The organism is Lentzea sp. NPDC059081, from assembly GCF_042738015.1.
In the GTDB taxonomy this organism is placed as follows: Bacteria; Actinomycetota; Actinomycetes; order Mycobacteriales; family Pseudonocardiaceae; genus Lentzea.
Window position 1 is genome coordinate 72,616 of record NZ_JBHYGW010000022.1, and the last position, 15,329, is coordinate 87,944.

Sequence of the window (15,329 nt, forward strand, 5' to 3'; positions counted from 1 at the left end):
GGGCTGGTGCCGGGGCGGACCGTGGGATGCGCGGAGGTCCCGCGCGAGGACCGGCTTGGAGTACGGGAGGCCCTGATGGGTACGTGTGGGTGCTGTTCCGGGTGCACGGGTCCCGGCTGCGGCTGCTGTTCCAGCTGCTGACACGAAGATTCGGCGAGGGAGTCTGCCGCGGTGTGGTTCACGCGGCAGGCTCCCTTTGCCGCATCAGGCTTCTTCCGCGTTCCGGCCGGAGTCGAGCTCCCGGAGTTCCCGGCGGACGTCCGCGGCCTGGGGCGCGCCGAGCTCGTCGAGTATCACGAGAGCGTCCGCCCACGCCTCGCGCGCCCGGCCGGCCCTATCCGAGCGCAGCAGGATCTTCCCGAGGCAATGGAGGATCTCGGCCTCGCCACGACGATCACCGATCTCCCTGCGCATGACCAGCGACTGCTCGTACGCCTCCATGGCATCGCGCAGGCGGCCGAGTTGTTCGTAAGTGGCGCCGATGCTGTGGAGTGCGAAACCCTGCCCGTGCAGATCGCCGATTTCCCGCCTCAGGACGAGTGATCTGGTCAGGTGGTCGAGGGACTCGTCGAAGCGTTCGAGATCGCGATAGGTCGAGCCCAGCCGGTTGAGCGTGACAGCGATTCCGCGCTTGTCCCCGCCTTCGAGCCGGATGGCGAGCGCCTCCTGGTGGCAGTCGAGTGCGGCGTCCTGAAATCCTTGCCTGCGATAAGTGGTGCCGAGCATGTCGAGGCTGGCGGGAGTACCGCCGAGGTCACCGATGGCGCGGCGGATGGCCAGCGACTCCGAGAACAGCGCGGCGGCCTCGTCGTAGTGCTGGAGGTCGTAGTGGGCCACGCCGAGCGCCCGGACGATCCAGGCGAGGGTCTTGTCATCACCCAGCAGTCGAGCCGAGGACATGCCGATCTCGTAGGTGGCGATCCACTCGGTCCACGGTTTGCGCAGGTCGTAGTAACTCCACAGGGCACGCGGGAATGCTGCCGCCACCTCGTGCTCGCCGAGCTGAGCTGCCTGGCGGACCGCGGCGGAGAGGTTGCCCGCTTCGGTTTCACACCATTTCAGGGCTTCATCGCGCGAGGTGAAGGGCACGACGTCGGCCGGCGGTTCCGGCAAGTCCGCCACCGGAGGGGTGAACAGCGGCAACAGGAGCCTGTCGGCGGCGCTCGAGGAACGGAGGTAGCAGCCGAGCATCCGGCGAACCGCCGCGGTGCGCTCACCGTCCGCCTCCTCCGACTCGGCGAGCTCAGCCGCGTAGAGGCGCACCACGTCGTGGAACCGGTATCTGCCGGGGTCGCTCGGCTGGATGAGGTTCGAGCGCGCCAGTGCCTGCAGGAGACGCTTCGCCTGAAGCAGCCCGACATCGGCCAGTGCGGCGGCCACCGGTGCGCCGAAGTCGGGTCCGGGGTGCAGCCCCAGCAGCCGGAACAGCCTGGCGACGGGCGGTGCCAGGCCGCGGTACGACCAGGAGAAGACCGCGCGCACGGCGGTGCTCGCGTCCTGGTCGTCCGCGCCGGACAGCAGGTCCAGGCGACTGCGCTCGTCCCGCAGCTCGTCGACGAGCTCGCTCAGCGCAAGGGCGGGCTCGGCCGCCGCGCGTTCGCCGGCCACCCGGAGCGCCAGGGGCAGGCGGCCGCACTGGCCGGCCAGGGTCGCGGCGGCGAGCGGCTCCGCCTCGACCCGGCCGGCACCGACCAGGTCGCGGAGCAGGCTCAGGGACTCGGTGGGGGACAACAGGTCCAGGGTGAGCCGCCGCGCGTCGTTGCGGCTGACGAGACCGGACAGGCTGCTGCGGCTGGTGATCAGGGCGAAGCAGGTGTTCGAGCCGGGGAGGAGGGGGCGCACCTGGTCCGGAGTGCTCGCGTTGTCGAGCACCACCAGGACTCTGCGGCCGTCGAGCAGCGAGCGGTAGAGCGCGGCCTGGTCGCTGAGCCGCGGCGGAACGGCATCGCCCGACACGCCGAGTGCGTGCAGGAACCCCTCCAGCGCCTGGCCGGGCAGGACCGGCGCGTCGGGTGAGTACCCGAGCAGGTCGACGTACAGCTGGCCGTCCGGGAACCGGTCGCGCACCCGGTGCGCCCACCGGACGGCCAGGGCGGTCTTGCCGACCCCCGCGGTGCCGGCGATCGCGCAGACGACGACCGCGGCCGCCGGACGCTCGTCCTCCAGCACCGAGTCGAGCTGCCGCAGTTCGGTTTCCCGCCCGCTGAACTGCCGGATGTCCGCCGGGAGCTGGTGCGGCGTCACCGGGTGGATGGACGGGTTCGACTGGTGCAGGCGGAGATCGCCGTGGACGTCGTGGATCTGCACCACGGTGCCGGCGTGACCGTGGACCTGGTTCGTCGGCGCGATCTCCATCCCGCACTCCGATCTCGGTCACGGCCCGTCAGCGGACCGGCCGGATCACGGAGGACAGACGGTCCCGTTCGACGGTACCTTCGCGTCGATCAGGTAGTCCCGGACAGCGGTGGTGGCACACCCGGACAGCCCAAGCGCACCGTGCCCGCTGCCCTGCCACCCGATCAACGCCGACCCCGGCAGCCGCTGCGCCGCGTGCTCCGAGCCGGGCGCGGGCGTCAGCGGGTCGTTGGCCGTGCTCAGCACCACGATCGGCGGCGCGCTCTTCAGCGGGTCCACCTTCTCCGCCTTGGGCGGCGGGAACGGGTTGCAGTGCAGCAGCTGGCGGGCGTACAGGGCGCCGAACATCGGGTACTTGGTCTGCCAGTCGGTGCTCAGCGCCTTCACCCGGTCGGGCGGGATCCGGGTGGCGGTGTCGTTGCAGCCGATGATCAGGCCCGCGTCGAAGCGGGGCGGGTTCTCGTCCAGCTCGTTGACCTGGGGTGCGAGCAGCGCGAACAGGCCGCTGCCGTCACCGCCGCGCGCCTTCACCAGCGCGTCGGTCAGCGCGGGCCAGCGGGAGCGGTCGGCCAGGCCGGTCGCGACGGCGTTCAGGGCCGAGCCGGGGGTCAGGTCGATGTAGTCGCCGCGGACCCTGGTCGTGCGCAGCTGGGTCAGCAGGGCCTGCACGTCCTCGCGCGGGTTCGTCAGGGCGCAGGTGCGGATCTTGCAGTCGCGCGCGAACGCCTCGAGCGTCGCCTCGGCGGCGACCGCGCGGGACTCCAGGACGCCCACCTGGTCCAGCGTCGGGTCCGGGGCGCCGTCGAGGACGGTGCGGCCGATGCGGTTCGGGTAGCGCTGGGCGTAGGTCGTGATCACCCGCGAGCCCTCGCCCAGGCCGATCGCGTTCAGGCGGTCGGTGCCCAGGTAGTCGCGGAGGCGTTCCAGGTCGGCGGCCGCGCGCCACGAGTCGAACGCGGTCAGCCTGCCCTCGAGGTCCAGCACGCACTCCTGCGACGCCTCACCGGCCGCGACGACCAGGTTCGACTGCTCGGTCGACACGGGGTCGTACTCGACGAGCTGCGCACGCGTCCCCATCGGGACGCACGCCAAGCCGTCCGACCGGCCCGTGCCGCGGCGGTCCACGCCGATCAGCGTGTACGTGCTGAGGATCTCCTTCGGCAACGCCGCCGCGAGCCGGGCCGCCTTCACCGTGCCGGGCTCGCCACCGGGGTCGTTCACCACGACCAACGCGCTCTTGCCGGTACCCACGCGCATCAGCGCGATGCCGATCGTGCCGCGGCCGGGACGTCCCGGCGGGTCGAGCACGGCGGACATGCGCGAGCACTCGTAGGTCAGGTCGCCCTGCGGTGCGTCACCGCCGAGACGGTCCTTCATCTGCTCGTTGCACGGCGCCCACGCGAGCGAGTCCTTCTTGTACTCGTCCAGCGGGGGCACGGGCTGCGGCCCCGCGAGCGTGCTCTGGTCGACCGGCCCGTTCTCCTCACCCCGCACGGCGATCACCGGCCGGGTCGAGGGTCCCGCGCTGCACGCAGCCAGCACGCTCACTGCCAGTAGGGCCAAGGCAGCGCGACGCACAGAAGTCCTCACTCTCGTTCACGATCCGGGAACTGAAGCCTCGCACGAGCAAGGTAAACGAGAGGTGAGCAAGGATGGGGCACATGTCCCACGCTGATCGGCTTCCCGTCGCCAGGCTCCTGGGCGGCGTCCCGCCGACGGCTCTCGTGCTCCTCGGCATCGTCAGCGTCCAGGTCGGCGCGGCCGTCGCGAAGCAGCTCTTCGCCACGGCGGGCGCGATCGGCATCGTCACGTTGCGCCTGCTCGTGGCCGCGGTCGTGCTGCTGGCGATCTGGCGGCCGTCCCTCAGACTCGACCGCCGCACGCTCACCGTCGTCCTCACCTACGGCGTCGTGCTCGCGGCGATGAACCTCTGCTTCTACTCCGCCATCGAACGCATCCCGCTCGGCGCCGCCGTCACCATCGAGTTCCTCGGCCCGCTCGCGGTGGCCGTCGCGGGCTCACGGCGCTGGCTCGACGGGCTGTGGGTGCTGCTCGCGGGAGCGGGCGTGGTGCTGCTCACCCGCGTCGAGGGCGGTCTGCTGTGGACGGGCGTGCTCTTCGCGCTGGCCGCGGGCGGGTTGTGGGCCGCGTACATCCTCGTCACGGCCAAGCTCGGCAGCACCACCAGCGACGGCAAGGGCCTCGCGCTCGCGATGGCGGTGGGTGCCGTGATCGCACTGCCGTTCGGCGTCACGTCCGCGGGCACGGCGTTGCTCGACCCGGTCGTGCTGGCCGCCGCGGTGGTGGTCGGCCTGATGTCGTCGGTGCTGCCGTACTCGCTGGAACTGGAAGCGTTGCGGCGCATGCCCGCACGCGTGTTCGGCATTCTCATGTCACTGGAGCCGGCGGTCGCCGCGGTGGCGGGTCTCGTCCTGCTCGGGGAGTTCCTCGCACCGGTCCAGTGGGTCGCGATCTGCTGCGTCGTGATCGCGTCGGTCGGTGCGACGAGATCGGCGAAACCCGAGGCCTAACGAGCCCGCAGCTCGCCCTTCAGCACCGACGCCACGTCGTAGCGGGCCGGGATCTCCAGCTGGTCGTAGCGGCACGACAACGGTTCGCGGTCCGGACGCCACCGCGCGAACTGGCCGTTGTGCCGCAACCGCACCGGCGCGTCGCCCTCGGTCTGCGTGTAGTGGATCTCCAGCACCCGTTCGGGCCGCAACGCCACGTACTCGGCCTGCTTGCCGCGCCACCGGTTGATCTCGCCGGGAATCCTTTGGCCCGCAACGGGGTGTGCCCACGGGTGGTCGTCGTCAGCGGTGATCAACGGGGCGAGTTCGGAAGCCAGCGACCGCCGCTCCGCCGCCTTGAACGACCCGCACACCCCGATGTGGTGCAGCACGTCCGACGAGTCGTACACCCCGAGCAGCAACGACCCGACGGCCGTCCCCGGCTCGGTGTCCTTGTGCCAGCGCAACCCGGCCAGCACCACGTCGGCGGTCCGCGCGTGCTTCACCTTGATCATCGACCGCTTGCCCGGCGTGTACGGGCCGTCGGACGGCTTGCCCATCACGCCGTCCAGCCCGGCGCCCTCGAACAGCGTGAACCACTGCCGGGCCGTCTCCACGGACGTCGTCGCGGGCGTGACGTTGAGACCCGGCAGCTCCAGCAACGCCGCACGACGCTCCACGGTCGGCTTCTCCAGCAGCACCTCGAAGCCGAGCGCGAGCAGGTCGAACGCGACGAACGTGGCCGGCGTCGACTCCGCCAGCATCGTCACCCGCGACGCCGCCGGGTGGATGCGCTCGGACAACGCGTCGAAGTCCAGCTCGTCGTTCTTCGCCACCACGAGCTCGCCGTCCACGACCACGCGCTCGGGCAGCACGTCGAGCATCGACGCCACGACCTCGGGGAAGTACCGGTTGAGCGGCTTGCCGCTGCGCGACTGCAGGAACACCTCGTCCCCCGCGCGGAACACCACGCAGCGGAACCCGTCCCACTTCGGCTCGAACAGCAGGTCCGCGGCGTCGGGGATGCCGTCCACCGCGGTGGCGAGCATCGGCTGCAGCGGCGGTGTCAGCGGAAGGTCCACGCCGACATCCTGCCTCTTCAACTGGAATTTCGCCGCTGGTAGCGCAGCAACAGCACGTCGTCGGCACGCAGCACCGACGCCAGCGAGAGATCGACCGGCGGCACCACGGGGCCCGTGGCGATCCGCGAGGCCTCGCCCACGGCCAGCAACGGCGCCACGGTCAGGTTCAGCGCGTCGACCAGCCCGGCGGCGACCATGGCCCCGAACAACCGCGGCCCGCCCTCCAGGTCGACCTTGTGCAGACCCCGTGCCGCCAGCTCCGACACCGCCAGCGGGAGATCCACCTCGGAGTCACCCGCGACGATCACCTCGGCGGGCAGAGCGGGCAACGACGCGGCCGCGCAGGTGATCACGATCGGCGGCACCGCGGTGTCCGTGAACAGCGGCAGGTCCGGCGTCAGCGACCCCCGCGCGGTCACCACGGCGATCGGCAGCGGCCGTTCCCGCCGCGCACCCCGGTACCCCTCCGCCAGCACGGTCCCGGCGCCCACCAGCACCACGTCCGCGAGCTCGCGCCCCAGCGAGAAGATCTTCTTGTCGGCGGGGGAGCCGAGGCCGGCGGAGCGTCCCTCGACCGACACCGAACCGTCCACGCTGGACACGAAGTTCGCCGTGACGCCCGACTCGGAGGAGTAGAGCTCCACCAGGTCTGTGTCGGTCATCTCAACGCCCGGTGAGGGCCACAACATCTGCACGAACCCATCCCATCACGCCGATAGGGTGCGGGCATGCGCTTGTCCGACCGGGATCCCCAGATCGGTGCCGACGAACTGATCGAGGGCCTGGTACCTCCGCCGAGGTTCGACACCGTCAGCTTCGACACCTACCTCCCGAACCCGGACGAGCCCAGCCAGGCCGCCGCCGTCGAGGCCGGCCGCCTGTTCGCCGCCCGCGTCAGCGTCAAGCGCAAGAAGTGGTCGCTGTTCGGCGGCAGGGCCGACGACGAGGGCAAGCTCGGCCTCTACCTCGACGGCGGCTTCGGCGTCGGCAAGACCCACCTCCTCGCGAGCCTCTGGCACGCCGTGCCGGGCCCCAAGGCGTACGGCACGTTCGTCGAGCTGACGAACCTCGTCGGCGTCCTGACCTTCCCCGAGGCCGTGAAGCGGCTGAGCGGCCACAAGCTGCTCGCCATCGACGAGTTCGAGCTCGACGACCCCGGCGACACCATGCTGGTCACGCGCCTGATCAAGGAGCTGACCGCCCAGGGCGTGCACGTCGCCGCCACCTCGAACACGCTCCCCGACAAGCTCGGCGAGGGCCGGTTCGCCGCCGCCGACTTCCTGCGCGAGATCCAGTCGATGTCCTCGAAGTTCGACGTCGTGCGCGTCGACGGCCCCGACTACCGCCACCGCGGCCTGCCCGACGCCCCGGCGCCGATGGCCACCGCCGACCTCGAGACCAGGGCCGCGAACACCCAGGGCTCGACCATCGACGACTTCGACGAGCTGTGCGCGGCCCTCGCCCGCATCCACCCGTCGAAGTACGGCCGGCTGCTCGACGGCGTCACCGCGGTGCACCTCAAGGACGTCAAGCCCGCACCCGACCAGAACGTCGGACTGCGGCTCGTGGCGTTCGGCGACCGCCTCTACGACCGCGACGTCCCGGTCGCCGTGTCGGGCCGCCCGCTGTCGGAGTTGTTCACCGACGAGATGCTCAACGGCGGCTACCGGAAGAAGTATCTGCGAGCTGTCAGCCGTTTGGTCGCGCTGTCGAGGGTTTGACTCCGGCGACGTTCGAGTATCCACTGGTGACGAGTGGGAATGATGACGTCCCGACGTCCCCCGGAGGCACCCATGCTGAGTGAAGCCGAGCGCCGCTCGCTCGAGGAGATCGAGCAGCGGTTGTTGGCGGACGAACCGAGACTCGCCCGCACCATGAACCGTCAGGTGCGGCCGTGGCTGTTCTACTCCCTCCTGCTCGTCTTCGGCGGCCTCACGGTGCTGCTGATGGTGATCGGAGCGTTCGGTCCCGCGTTCCAGTGCCTGCTGGTCACAGCGGGTGTGCTGGTGTTCAGGAAGTACCCGCTGCGCCTGCGGTAACCCGTAACTCGCTGGTCATCGCGGCCGGAGACCCCGATCATCTCCGGCGTGGGTTATCTGGAGGCGAACGGGCTCGCGTACGCACTTCCCGACGGCAGGGAGCTGTTCCGCGACGTCTCGTTCAAGGTGAGCGGCGGGACCGTGGTCGCGCTCGTGGGCGCGAACGGCGTGGGCAAGACGACGCTGCAACGGATCCTGTCGGGCGAGCTCACCCCCAAACAGGGCAGCGTGCACGTGCAGGGTGGACTCGCGGTGATGCCGCAGTTCATCGGCTCGGTCCGGGACGACTCACTCGTGCGCGACCTGCTGCTGTCCGTCGCCCCTCCGGCGTTGCGGACCGCCGCTCAAGAGCTCGACGACGCCGAGCTCGCGCTGATGGACACCGACGACGAAGCCGCCCAGATGCGCTACGCCAACGCCCTCACCGGCTACGGCGAGGCCGGCGGCTACGACGTCGAGGTGCTCTGGGACACCGTCACGGTCGCCGCACTGGGCCTGCCCTACGACCGCGCACGGTTCCGTGAGGTCCGCACGCTCTCCGGCGGCGAGCAGAAACGCCTGGTCCTCGAAACGCTCCTGCGCGGCCAGGAGCAGGTCCTCCTGCTCGACGAGCCTGACAACTACCTCGACGTCCCCGGCAAGCGCTGGCTCGAGGACCGCCTGAAGGCCACCGACAAGGCCGTCTTCGTCGTCAGCCACGACCGCGAGCTGCTGGCCAGTGCCGCCACCCACGTCGTCACCGTCGAGGCGCACTCCGCCTGGACGCACGCCGGCTCGTTCGCCACCTGGCACACCGCCCGCGCCAAACGCATCGAGAAGCTCCTCGAAGACCACCGCCGTTGGAACGAAGAGCACGCACGCCTCAAGGAACTCGTGCGCACCCTCCAGCAACAGGCCAAGTCCTCCGAAGTGATGGCGCAGAAGTACCGCGTGATGGCCGCACGCCTCCAACGCTACGAGGACGCCGGTCCTCCTCCGGAGATCCCCTCGGACGAGAAGGTCACCCCTCGCCTTCGGGGCGGACGCACGGGCGTGCGCGCGATCACGTGCGAACAGCTCGAACTCACCGGCTTGATGAAGCCGTTCTCGCAGGAGATCTTCTTCGGCGACCGCGTCGCGGTGCTCGGCTCCAACGGCTCCGGCAAGAGCCACTTCCTGCGACTGCTCGGCGGCGACGACGTCCGCACCACGGGCGCGTGGAAACTCGGCGCGCGCGTAGTGCCCGGCCTGTTCGCACAGACCCACGAGCACCCGGAATGGCTCGGCCGCACGCTCGTCGACATCCTCTGGCACGGCGACGGCCGGCGGTCGGGCAAGGACCGCGGCGCCGCCATGTCCGTGCTGAGCCGCTACGGCCTCGACAAGGCCGGTGACCAGCGCTTCGAGAACCTGTCCGGCGGCCAGCAGGCCCGGTTCCAGATCCTGCTGCTGGAGCTGTCCGGAGCGACGCTGCTCCTGCTCGACGAACCGACCGACAACCTCGACCTCGCCTCCGCGGAGGCGTTGCAGAACGCCCTGAACGACTTCGAGGGCACCGTCGTCGCCGTCACGCACGACCGGTGGTTCGCCAAGTCGTTCGACCGCTTCCTGCACTTCAGGGCCGACGGCAAGGTGTCCGAAGTGGACGAACCGGTGTGGACCTAGTTTTCACCCGAACGAGCCCCTTCTGGGACTGACTTCAAGCCCTAGCGTCGGCGGAATGACCATCTCCACCGCGTACAGCAGGGACCTGGGCGACGAGCTGCGCCACCTGCGCGAGTCCGGCACCGGGCTCACCGGCCGCGCGCTCGCCGTCCAGCTCGGCTGGGACCCCAGCAAGGTCTCCAACATCGAGCACGGACGGGCGCGCGCGAGCGAGATCGACCTGGTGCAGTACCTGACGCTGTGCGGCAAGGACGTCGACTTCTTCGAGGAGTTCCGCCGCCGCTACCGGCACGCGTTCGACCTGTACTTCGTGCAGGTCCCGGACGAGCTGCGCACGCTCTCCATGACGGAGTCGGCGGCCACGAAGATCACCACCTACGACGTCCTGATGATGCCCGGGCTGCTGCAGACGGTTCCGTACGCGCACGAACTGTTCGTCGAGAGAGGTGTCGAGACGCCGGAGAACATCAAGAGGGGCATCGAACTGCGCGTCGAGCGGCAGACGATCATGCGGAGGCCGAACCGCCCGGAGTGCGTCTTCTACCTCCACGAGCTCGCTCTCCAGGTGCGGCTGGGGACGGCACAGGTGATGGAGGACCAGTACCTGCGCCTTCTCCACCGCACCCACGTGCTGAGGATCGTCCCGGCCAATGTCATGACGGCCGCGCTGTTGTCGAAGTGCTCGCTGTACGAGTTCGAGAAGGCGTCACCGGTGTCCTACGGGTCGACCGAGGCAGCCATGGTGTTCGCGCAGGATCCCGCCGCGATCAAGCGAACGCGGAAGGTCTTTCAGCGGCTGGATGCCGTCGCCTTGGATCCGGAACAATCTCGGAGGAAGCTGATGGAGTACGTCAGCAGGCTGCGAGAGGACTCCAATGGATCGCGAACGGACCTGGCGTAAGAGCAGCTACAGCGACGGTACGGTCAACAGCGACTGCGTCGAGGTCTCGCTCGCGTGGAACGCACTGGTCCGCGACTCCAAGAACCCGGCCGCGACCCTCGCCTTCTCGGCCGGCGCCTGGCACGCCCTGCTTGCCGAGGTCACAGCTCCCAACTGACGAAGGCGCCGTCGTAGATCGACCCGCCGGCCTTCTTGTAGGTGGCCTGCGCCGCCGTGTCGCCCGCGGCGGTGCCGGTCCACATCGCGTAGCAACCGCGTTCCGCCGCGAGGCTGCGCAGCGCCTCGACCAGCGCCGTTCCGATGCCGCGGCGCAGGAACCGGTCGTCCACGCCCAGCTCGTAGAGGAACATCTCGGTGCCCTTGTCGGGGTGCGTCGTCTCGATCCCGGACACGAACCCGGCCGGCACGTCGCCGACGTAGGCGATCAGCAGGTGGCTGTGGTCCTGCGCCAGGAACCGCGCGGTCGAGTCCGGCCGCGGCGGCGCGTCGAACAGGTGCGCGGCGGCGACCACGTCGTCGGGGGAGGCGGCGCGACGGATCTTCACCTGGCCAGGTTAAGCACGATCTCCGCTCATCTCGCTGCGGTAGAACCGCTGGCGTGTCGGTCGACGCCTGCTGCGAACGCCTCGGTCCCGGCCGGTGGGCCGAGGCACCGCCGAGCCTGCTCGCACTGGTCGGCCTCGCGAGCCTGAGCTTCCCCACGCTCGCCACCCAGCTCACCGGTGCCCTGGACGGGTGCGGCGCGGGTTCGTGAGCTGATCAGTCGGCGTGACCATCACGGCCGCCGCTGGGTGTCGGCTCAGTGGCCGCCCTCGCTTCGTCCCACCCGGCGACCACGGCCCGTCGAGCGCCCCGGAACTGTCAGACCTGCCTGAGACGATAGGAGTGGGGACTCGCGCCCCCCAGGGGGCCGGTCAGTCGGAATCGATTCCGCGCGGAGCGGAGGGCCGTGTCAGCGGTGTCGCTCACGCTCCGCACCCTCGACGAACCGCTGTGCGGCAGCCGTCCCGATCGCCACCCACTTCGAGCGGCACGTGCTCGATGCCGTCACGTTGTGGCTCGTGTCGGAAGCGATCCTCCGCCGCGTCAGCGGTCCTCTTCGACGTGCGCGGGCAGCTTCCCGGCCTTGACCAGACGAGTCAGCTCCTCGTAGTCCGCCTCGGTCTGGTCGGCGTAGTCGAACGCGTACTTCGCGAAGGCCTCGTCCAGGTCGTTGCCGCCGCCGTTCTGGAAGTACCCGGCGAGCAGCCGCGGGTCCAGCGACCGGGTGTGCGCGCGGGCCAGCAGAGCACCGGCGAAGCGGCCGTAGTCGTCGAGGTCGTCGCGCTTCAGCGTGGTCGCGTCGATCTCGCCCTTGCGGTTGCGGAACTGGCGCACGATGAAGTGCCGGCCCTCGATGGTCGTCCAGCCGAGCAGGATGTCCGTCTCGGCCTGCACGAGCCGTGCGCCGTGCACGATCCGCTTGCCCTCGTGCTTGGCGGGGTCGACGTCGAGGAACGGCTGCAACGCCGACGGCCGGGCCTCCTTGGCCTGCAGGACGAGGGCCTCGGTGCCGTTGCCGTGCAGCAGGACCAGGTAGTTGCGCAGGCCGACGCTGCCGGTGCCGACGACGCGGAACGCCACGTCCGAGACGCCGTAGCGCATGATCAGGTTCCGGCGGGACTCGCGCAGGGTGTCCACGTAGGACGGCAGCGCGCCGATCACCGCGTCCGCCGTCTTCTGCGTGACCTCGGTGAACGTCGGCGGGTTCGTGACGAACCGCCACTTCTCGCCGTCGTGCGCGGTCCACTTCGCGGCGAAGCGGGCGCTGGTGTTCTTGCGGGACTTCTCGGCGGCCTTGGAGAAGTCGTTGATCAGGTCGTCGGCCTTGACCTTCGACAGCGTCGACTCGTCGCCGAGCGCGGTCCACGAGTCCATGAACGGGATCTCGGCGAGGTGCTTGATCGTGCTCCGGTAGGCGCTGACGGCGTCCTCGGCGGCGTCGCGGCAGCCCTTGTCCGACACGCCGCCGACGCGGCCCGCCAGCACCAGCGACGCCACGAGCCGCTTCAGGTCCCACTCCCACGGGCCGGGCAGCGTCTCGTCGAAGTCGTTGATGTCCATGACGATCTGGCCCTCGGGCGTGCCGTAGAGGCCGAAGTTCGCGGCGTGTGCATCACCGCACAACTGAGCGTGAAGGCCCGTCGCGCACCCGGCGGCGAGGTCGCCCGCCTGCAGGCCCGCCGAGCCGCGGAAGAACGCGAACGGGTTCTCGAGCATCCGGCCGACCCGCAGCGGGATCAGGTGCTCCAGCCGGCCCTCGTTGCTGGCGCGCAGGAACTCCAGCACGGACGGGCGCGATGCGGCGAGCGACATCGCCCGGTGCGCCTTGAAGTCCACTTCGGACCGCAGCGCGCGCCCCTCCGCGTAGACCTCGTCCGGCTCCACCCAACGACCCAGTGCCGCAGCGGCCTTGGCACGCACCCTTTCACCCATACGAGTCATGATGCATGCGGCGGACGAAGTACGTGGCTCGTCCGCCGCATTTGTGACCTGGCCAGGCGCGTAAATCACCCCAAATCGGGACGAACGACTTCCGCAATCGCTTGCACACCCAGGTCGATCTCGTCCCGCGTGATCACCAACGGCGGCGCCACCCGCAGCGTGGACGCGTGCGTCTCCTTGCACAGCACCCCGCGCACCGACAACGCCTCGGACGCCGCACGGCCGACGGGACCGCCCGGCGCGATCTCGACACCGGCCCACAGCCCGCGCCCGCGCACCTCGGCGATGCCGTGGCCGACGAGCTTGTTCAACTCCGCGTGCAGGTGGTCGCCCATCTCGCGCGAGCGCTCCTGGAACTCACCGGTCTCCAGCAGCCGCACGACCGCCCGCCCGACGGCGCACGCGAGGGGGTTGCCGCCGAACGTCGACCCGTGCTCGCCGGGCTTGAGCACGCCCAGCACCGCGCGCGACCCGACCACCGCGGACACCGGCAGGATGCCGCCACCGAGGGCCTTGCCGAGCGTGTAGAGGTCGGCGCGCACGCCCTCGTGGTCGAGCGCGAACAGCTCGCCGGTGCGGCCGAGCCCGGACTGGATCTCGTCGGCGATCATCAGGACGTTGTTCTCGTCGCACAGGCGGCGGACGCCCGCGAGGTACCCGGCGGGCGGCACGACGACGCCGGCCTCGCCCTGGATCGGCTCGATCAGCACGGCGGCGGTGCGCGGCGAGATGGCCGACTCGACCTCGTCCAGCGCCCCGTACTTGACGACCTTGAAGCCGGGCGTGAACGGGCCGAAGTCGTTGCGCGCGGTCTCGTCGGTCGAGAACGACACGATCGTCGTGGTGCGGCCGTGGAAGTTCGACCCGGCGACGATGATCTCGGCGGTGCCCTCCGGCACGCCCTTGACCCGGTAGGCCCACTTGCGCGCGACCTTGATCGCGGACTCGACGGCCTCGGCGCCGGAGTTCATCGCGAGGACCATCTCGGTGCCGGTCAGCGTCGCGAGCTCGCGGCAGAACAGGCCGAACTGGTCGTGGTGGAACGCGCGGCTGGTCAGTGTGACGCGGCCGAGCTGCTCGACGGCGGCGGCCACCAGGGCGGGGTGGCGGTGCCCGAAGTTGAGCGACGAGTAGCCGGACAGGAAGTCGAGGTAGCGGCGGCCCTCGACGTCGGTGACCCACGCCCCCTCGCCGTGCGAGAGCACCACCGGCAGCGGGTGGTAGTTGTGGGTGCTCCACTCTTCGTCGAGGTTGATGAAGTCAGCGCTGGTGGTGGCGGTGTGCTCAGCGATGGCGGTCATCCTCCAAGGCTAGGTGCGTCTACAAGCGAATTCAGCCGTCAAGCGTTGCGCACGGCCTCAGTTCGTTGCGCATATTCATCCGTCCGTGGCAGTTCTTTGCACAGCGGGCGGAATCAGCGGTGAATCGCTACGGTCTGATGATGGCGAAGAAGTCGGTTCGTGATGCCCTGCGGCTCGACGAGGTGGACCTCTCCACCCTCGACCCCGCCGGCCGCCCGATCGGTCCCAAGAACAAGAAGGAGGCGGCGGAGGACCTCGCCGCCACCGGGACCGAGCTGGACACCCTGCAGGAGGCGCTGTACGCGGAGAGCTCCCGCGCGGTGCTGCTGGTGCTGCAGGGCATGGACACCTCCGGCAAGGGTGGCGTGATCAGTCACGTCGTCGGCCTGGTGAACCCGCAGGGCGTGCACATCGCGTCGTTCAAGAAGCCGACCGCCGCCGAGCTGCGGCACCACTACCTCTGGCGCATCCGCAAGGTCCTGCCCGAGAAGGGCCGCATCGGCGCGTTCGACCGGTCGCACTACGAGGACGTCCTCGTGCCCAAAGTAGAACGTCTCATCACGGCCGCGGAGCTGCGCGGGCGTTACAAGGAGATCAACGCGTTCGAACGGGAGCTCGCCGACACCGGCACCACGCTCGTCAAGTGCTTCCTGCACATCTCGCCGGAGGTCCAGAAGGAACGGCTGCTCGCCCGCCTCGACGACCCGCGCAAGAACTGGAAGTACAACCCGGCCGACATCGACGTGCGGTCGAAGTGGTCGAAGTACCAGGAGGCCTACACGCAGGCGCTGCGGACCTGCTCGGACACGCCCTGGTACGCCGTGCCGTCCGACCGCAAGTGGTACCGGAACTGGGCGATCAGCCGGCTGCTGCTCGAGACCCTGCGCGAGATGGACCCGAAGTTCCCGCCGCCCGCGTACGACCTCGAAGCCGAGAAGGCCAGGCTGGTGTCGAACGACCCGTTGCGCTAGACGCAATCTTCGACGCGCCTGTTGCATCGCCGCAGTGGTCTA

General features: G+C 70.0%; 15 protein-coding genes. 8 read left to right on the forward strand and 7 right to left on the reverse strand.

The window, feature by feature from the left end:
* Window positions 1-204: 204 nt before the first annotated feature.
* Together ACFWV3_RS34675 and ACFWV3_RS34680 are read right to left on the reverse strand one after the other, a co-directional pair.
* The gene (locus ACFWV3_RS34675) at window positions 205-2,355 is read right to left on the reverse strand and encodes an ATP-binding protein (protein WP_382417676.1); all 2,151 of its coding nucleotides are present in this window, start codon (window positions 2,353-2,355) and stop codon (window positions 205-207) included.
* A gap of 45 nt (window positions 2,356-2,400) precedes the next feature.
* Window positions 2,401-3,903, reverse strand: coding sequence for an alpha/beta hydrolase (locus tag ACFWV3_RS34680; RefSeq protein ID WP_382417678.1), 1,503 nt, complete (start codon window positions 3,901-3,903; stop codon window positions 2,401-2,403).
* A gap of 113 nt (window positions 3,904-4,016) precedes the next feature.
* Between ACFWV3_RS34680 and ACFWV3_RS34685 the strand changes: the two genes are divergently transcribed.
* Window positions 4,017-4,886, forward strand: coding sequence for a DMT family transporter (locus tag ACFWV3_RS34685; protein WP_382417679.1), 870 nt, complete (start codon window positions 4,017-4,019; stop codon window positions 4,884-4,886).
* On the opposite strand, the gene ACFWV3_RS34690 is transcribed toward ACFWV3_RS34685, so the two are convergent.
* Together ACFWV3_RS34690 and ACFWV3_RS34695 are read right to left on the reverse strand one after the other, a co-directional pair.
* Window positions 4,883-5,947: an ATP-dependent DNA ligase gene (locus tag ACFWV3_RS34690; protein ID WP_382417681.1), complete on the reverse strand. Its 1,065-nt coding sequence runs from the start codon at window positions 5,945-5,947 to the stop codon at window positions 4,883-4,885. The two genes, ACFWV3_RS34685 and ACFWV3_RS34690, sit on opposite strands and share 4 nt — an antisense overlap.
* A 17-nt stretch (window positions 5,948-5,964) precedes the next feature.
* Window positions 5,965-6,609 carry a dihydrofolate reductase family protein gene (locus ACFWV3_RS34695; RefSeq protein ID WP_382417683.1) on the reverse strand — a complete coding sequence of 215 codons (645 nt, stop codon included), beginning with the start codon at window positions 6,607-6,609 and terminating at the stop codon, window positions 5,965-5,967.
* 66 nt (window positions 6,610-6,675) lie between these two features.
* On the opposite strand from ACFWV3_RS34695, the gene zapE reads away from it, so the two are divergent.
* From zapE to ACFWV3_RS34720, 5 genes are all read left to right on the forward strand, one after another.
* The gene (zapE, locus tag ACFWV3_RS34700; RefSeq protein WP_382417685.1) at window positions 6,676-7,668 is read left to right on the forward strand and encodes a cell division protein ZapE; all 993 of its coding nucleotides are present in this window, start codon (window positions 6,676-6,678) and stop codon (window positions 7,666-7,668) included.
* Window positions 7,669-7,740: 72 nt separating this feature from the next.
* Window positions 7,741-7,986 carry a DUF3040 domain-containing protein gene (locus tag ACFWV3_RS34705; protein WP_382417687.1) on the forward strand — a complete coding sequence of 82 codons (246 nt, stop codon included), beginning with the start codon at window positions 7,741-7,743 and terminating at the stop codon, window positions 7,984-7,986.
* A 48-nt stretch (window positions 7,987-8,034) separates the two neighbouring features.
* The gene (locus ACFWV3_RS34710) at window positions 8,035-9,630 is read left to right on the forward strand and encodes an ABC-F family ATP-binding cassette domain-containing protein (RefSeq protein WP_382417689.1); all 1,596 of its coding nucleotides are present in this window, start codon (window positions 8,035-8,037) and stop codon (window positions 9,628-9,630) included.
* Window positions 9,631-9,685: 55 nt separating this feature from the next.
* Entirely contained in the window at window positions 9,686-10,531 is an 846-nt protein-coding gene (locus tag ACFWV3_RS34715; RefSeq protein WP_382417691.1) for a helix-turn-helix domain-containing protein, read from the forward strand.
* On the forward strand, window positions 10,506-10,688 hold the full coding sequence (locus ACFWV3_RS34720; RefSeq protein WP_382417692.1) for a DUF397 domain-containing protein: 183 nt from the start codon (window positions 10,506-10,508) through the stop codon (window positions 10,686-10,688). The genes ACFWV3_RS34715 and ACFWV3_RS34720 overlap by 26 nt, the downstream gene beginning before the upstream one ends.
* On the opposite strand, the gene ACFWV3_RS34725 is transcribed toward ACFWV3_RS34720, so the two are convergent.
* Complete coding sequence (locus ACFWV3_RS34725) at window positions 10,672-11,076, reverse strand: GNAT family N-acetyltransferase (protein ID WP_382417694.1); 405 nt, start codon at window positions 11,074-11,076, stop codon at window positions 10,672-10,674. The genes ACFWV3_RS34720 and ACFWV3_RS34725 overlap by 17 nt on opposite strands.
* Window positions 11,077-11,129: 53 nt before the next feature.
* Here ACFWV3_RS34725 and ACFWV3_RS34730 point away from each other — a divergent pair, with 53 nt between their 5' ends.
* Window positions 11,130-11,285, forward strand: a complete 156-nt coding sequence (locus tag ACFWV3_RS34730) for a hypothetical protein (RefSeq protein ID WP_382417695.1) — start codon at window positions 11,130-11,132, stop codon at window positions 11,283-11,285.
* 332 nt (window positions 11,286-11,617) lie between these two features.
* Here the strand turns inward: ACFWV3_RS34730 and ACFWV3_RS34735 are convergent, their stop codons facing one another.
* Both ACFWV3_RS34735 and rocD read right to left on the reverse strand, forming a co-directional pair.
* The gene (locus ACFWV3_RS34735; protein WP_382417697.1) at window positions 11,618-13,006 is read right to left on the reverse strand and encodes a DUF2252 domain-containing protein; all 1,389 of its coding nucleotides are present in this window, start codon (window positions 13,004-13,006) and stop codon (window positions 11,618-11,620) included.
* A gap of 74 nt (window positions 13,007-13,080) precedes the next feature.
* A complete protein-coding gene (gene rocD, locus ACFWV3_RS34740; RefSeq protein ID WP_382417698.1) occupies window positions 13,081-14,316 on the reverse strand; it encodes an ornithine--oxo-acid transaminase in 1,236 nt (411 codons plus the stop codon).
* 140 nt (window positions 14,317-14,456) lie between these two features.
* Here rocD and ACFWV3_RS34745 point away from each other — a divergent pair, with 140 nt between their 5' ends.
* Window positions 14,457-15,287 carry a PPK2 family polyphosphate kinase gene (locus tag ACFWV3_RS34745; RefSeq protein WP_382417764.1) on the forward strand — a complete coding sequence of 277 codons (831 nt, stop codon included), beginning with the start codon at window positions 14,457-14,459 and terminating at the stop codon, window positions 15,285-15,287.
* Window positions 15,288-15,329 lie beyond the last annotated feature (42 nt).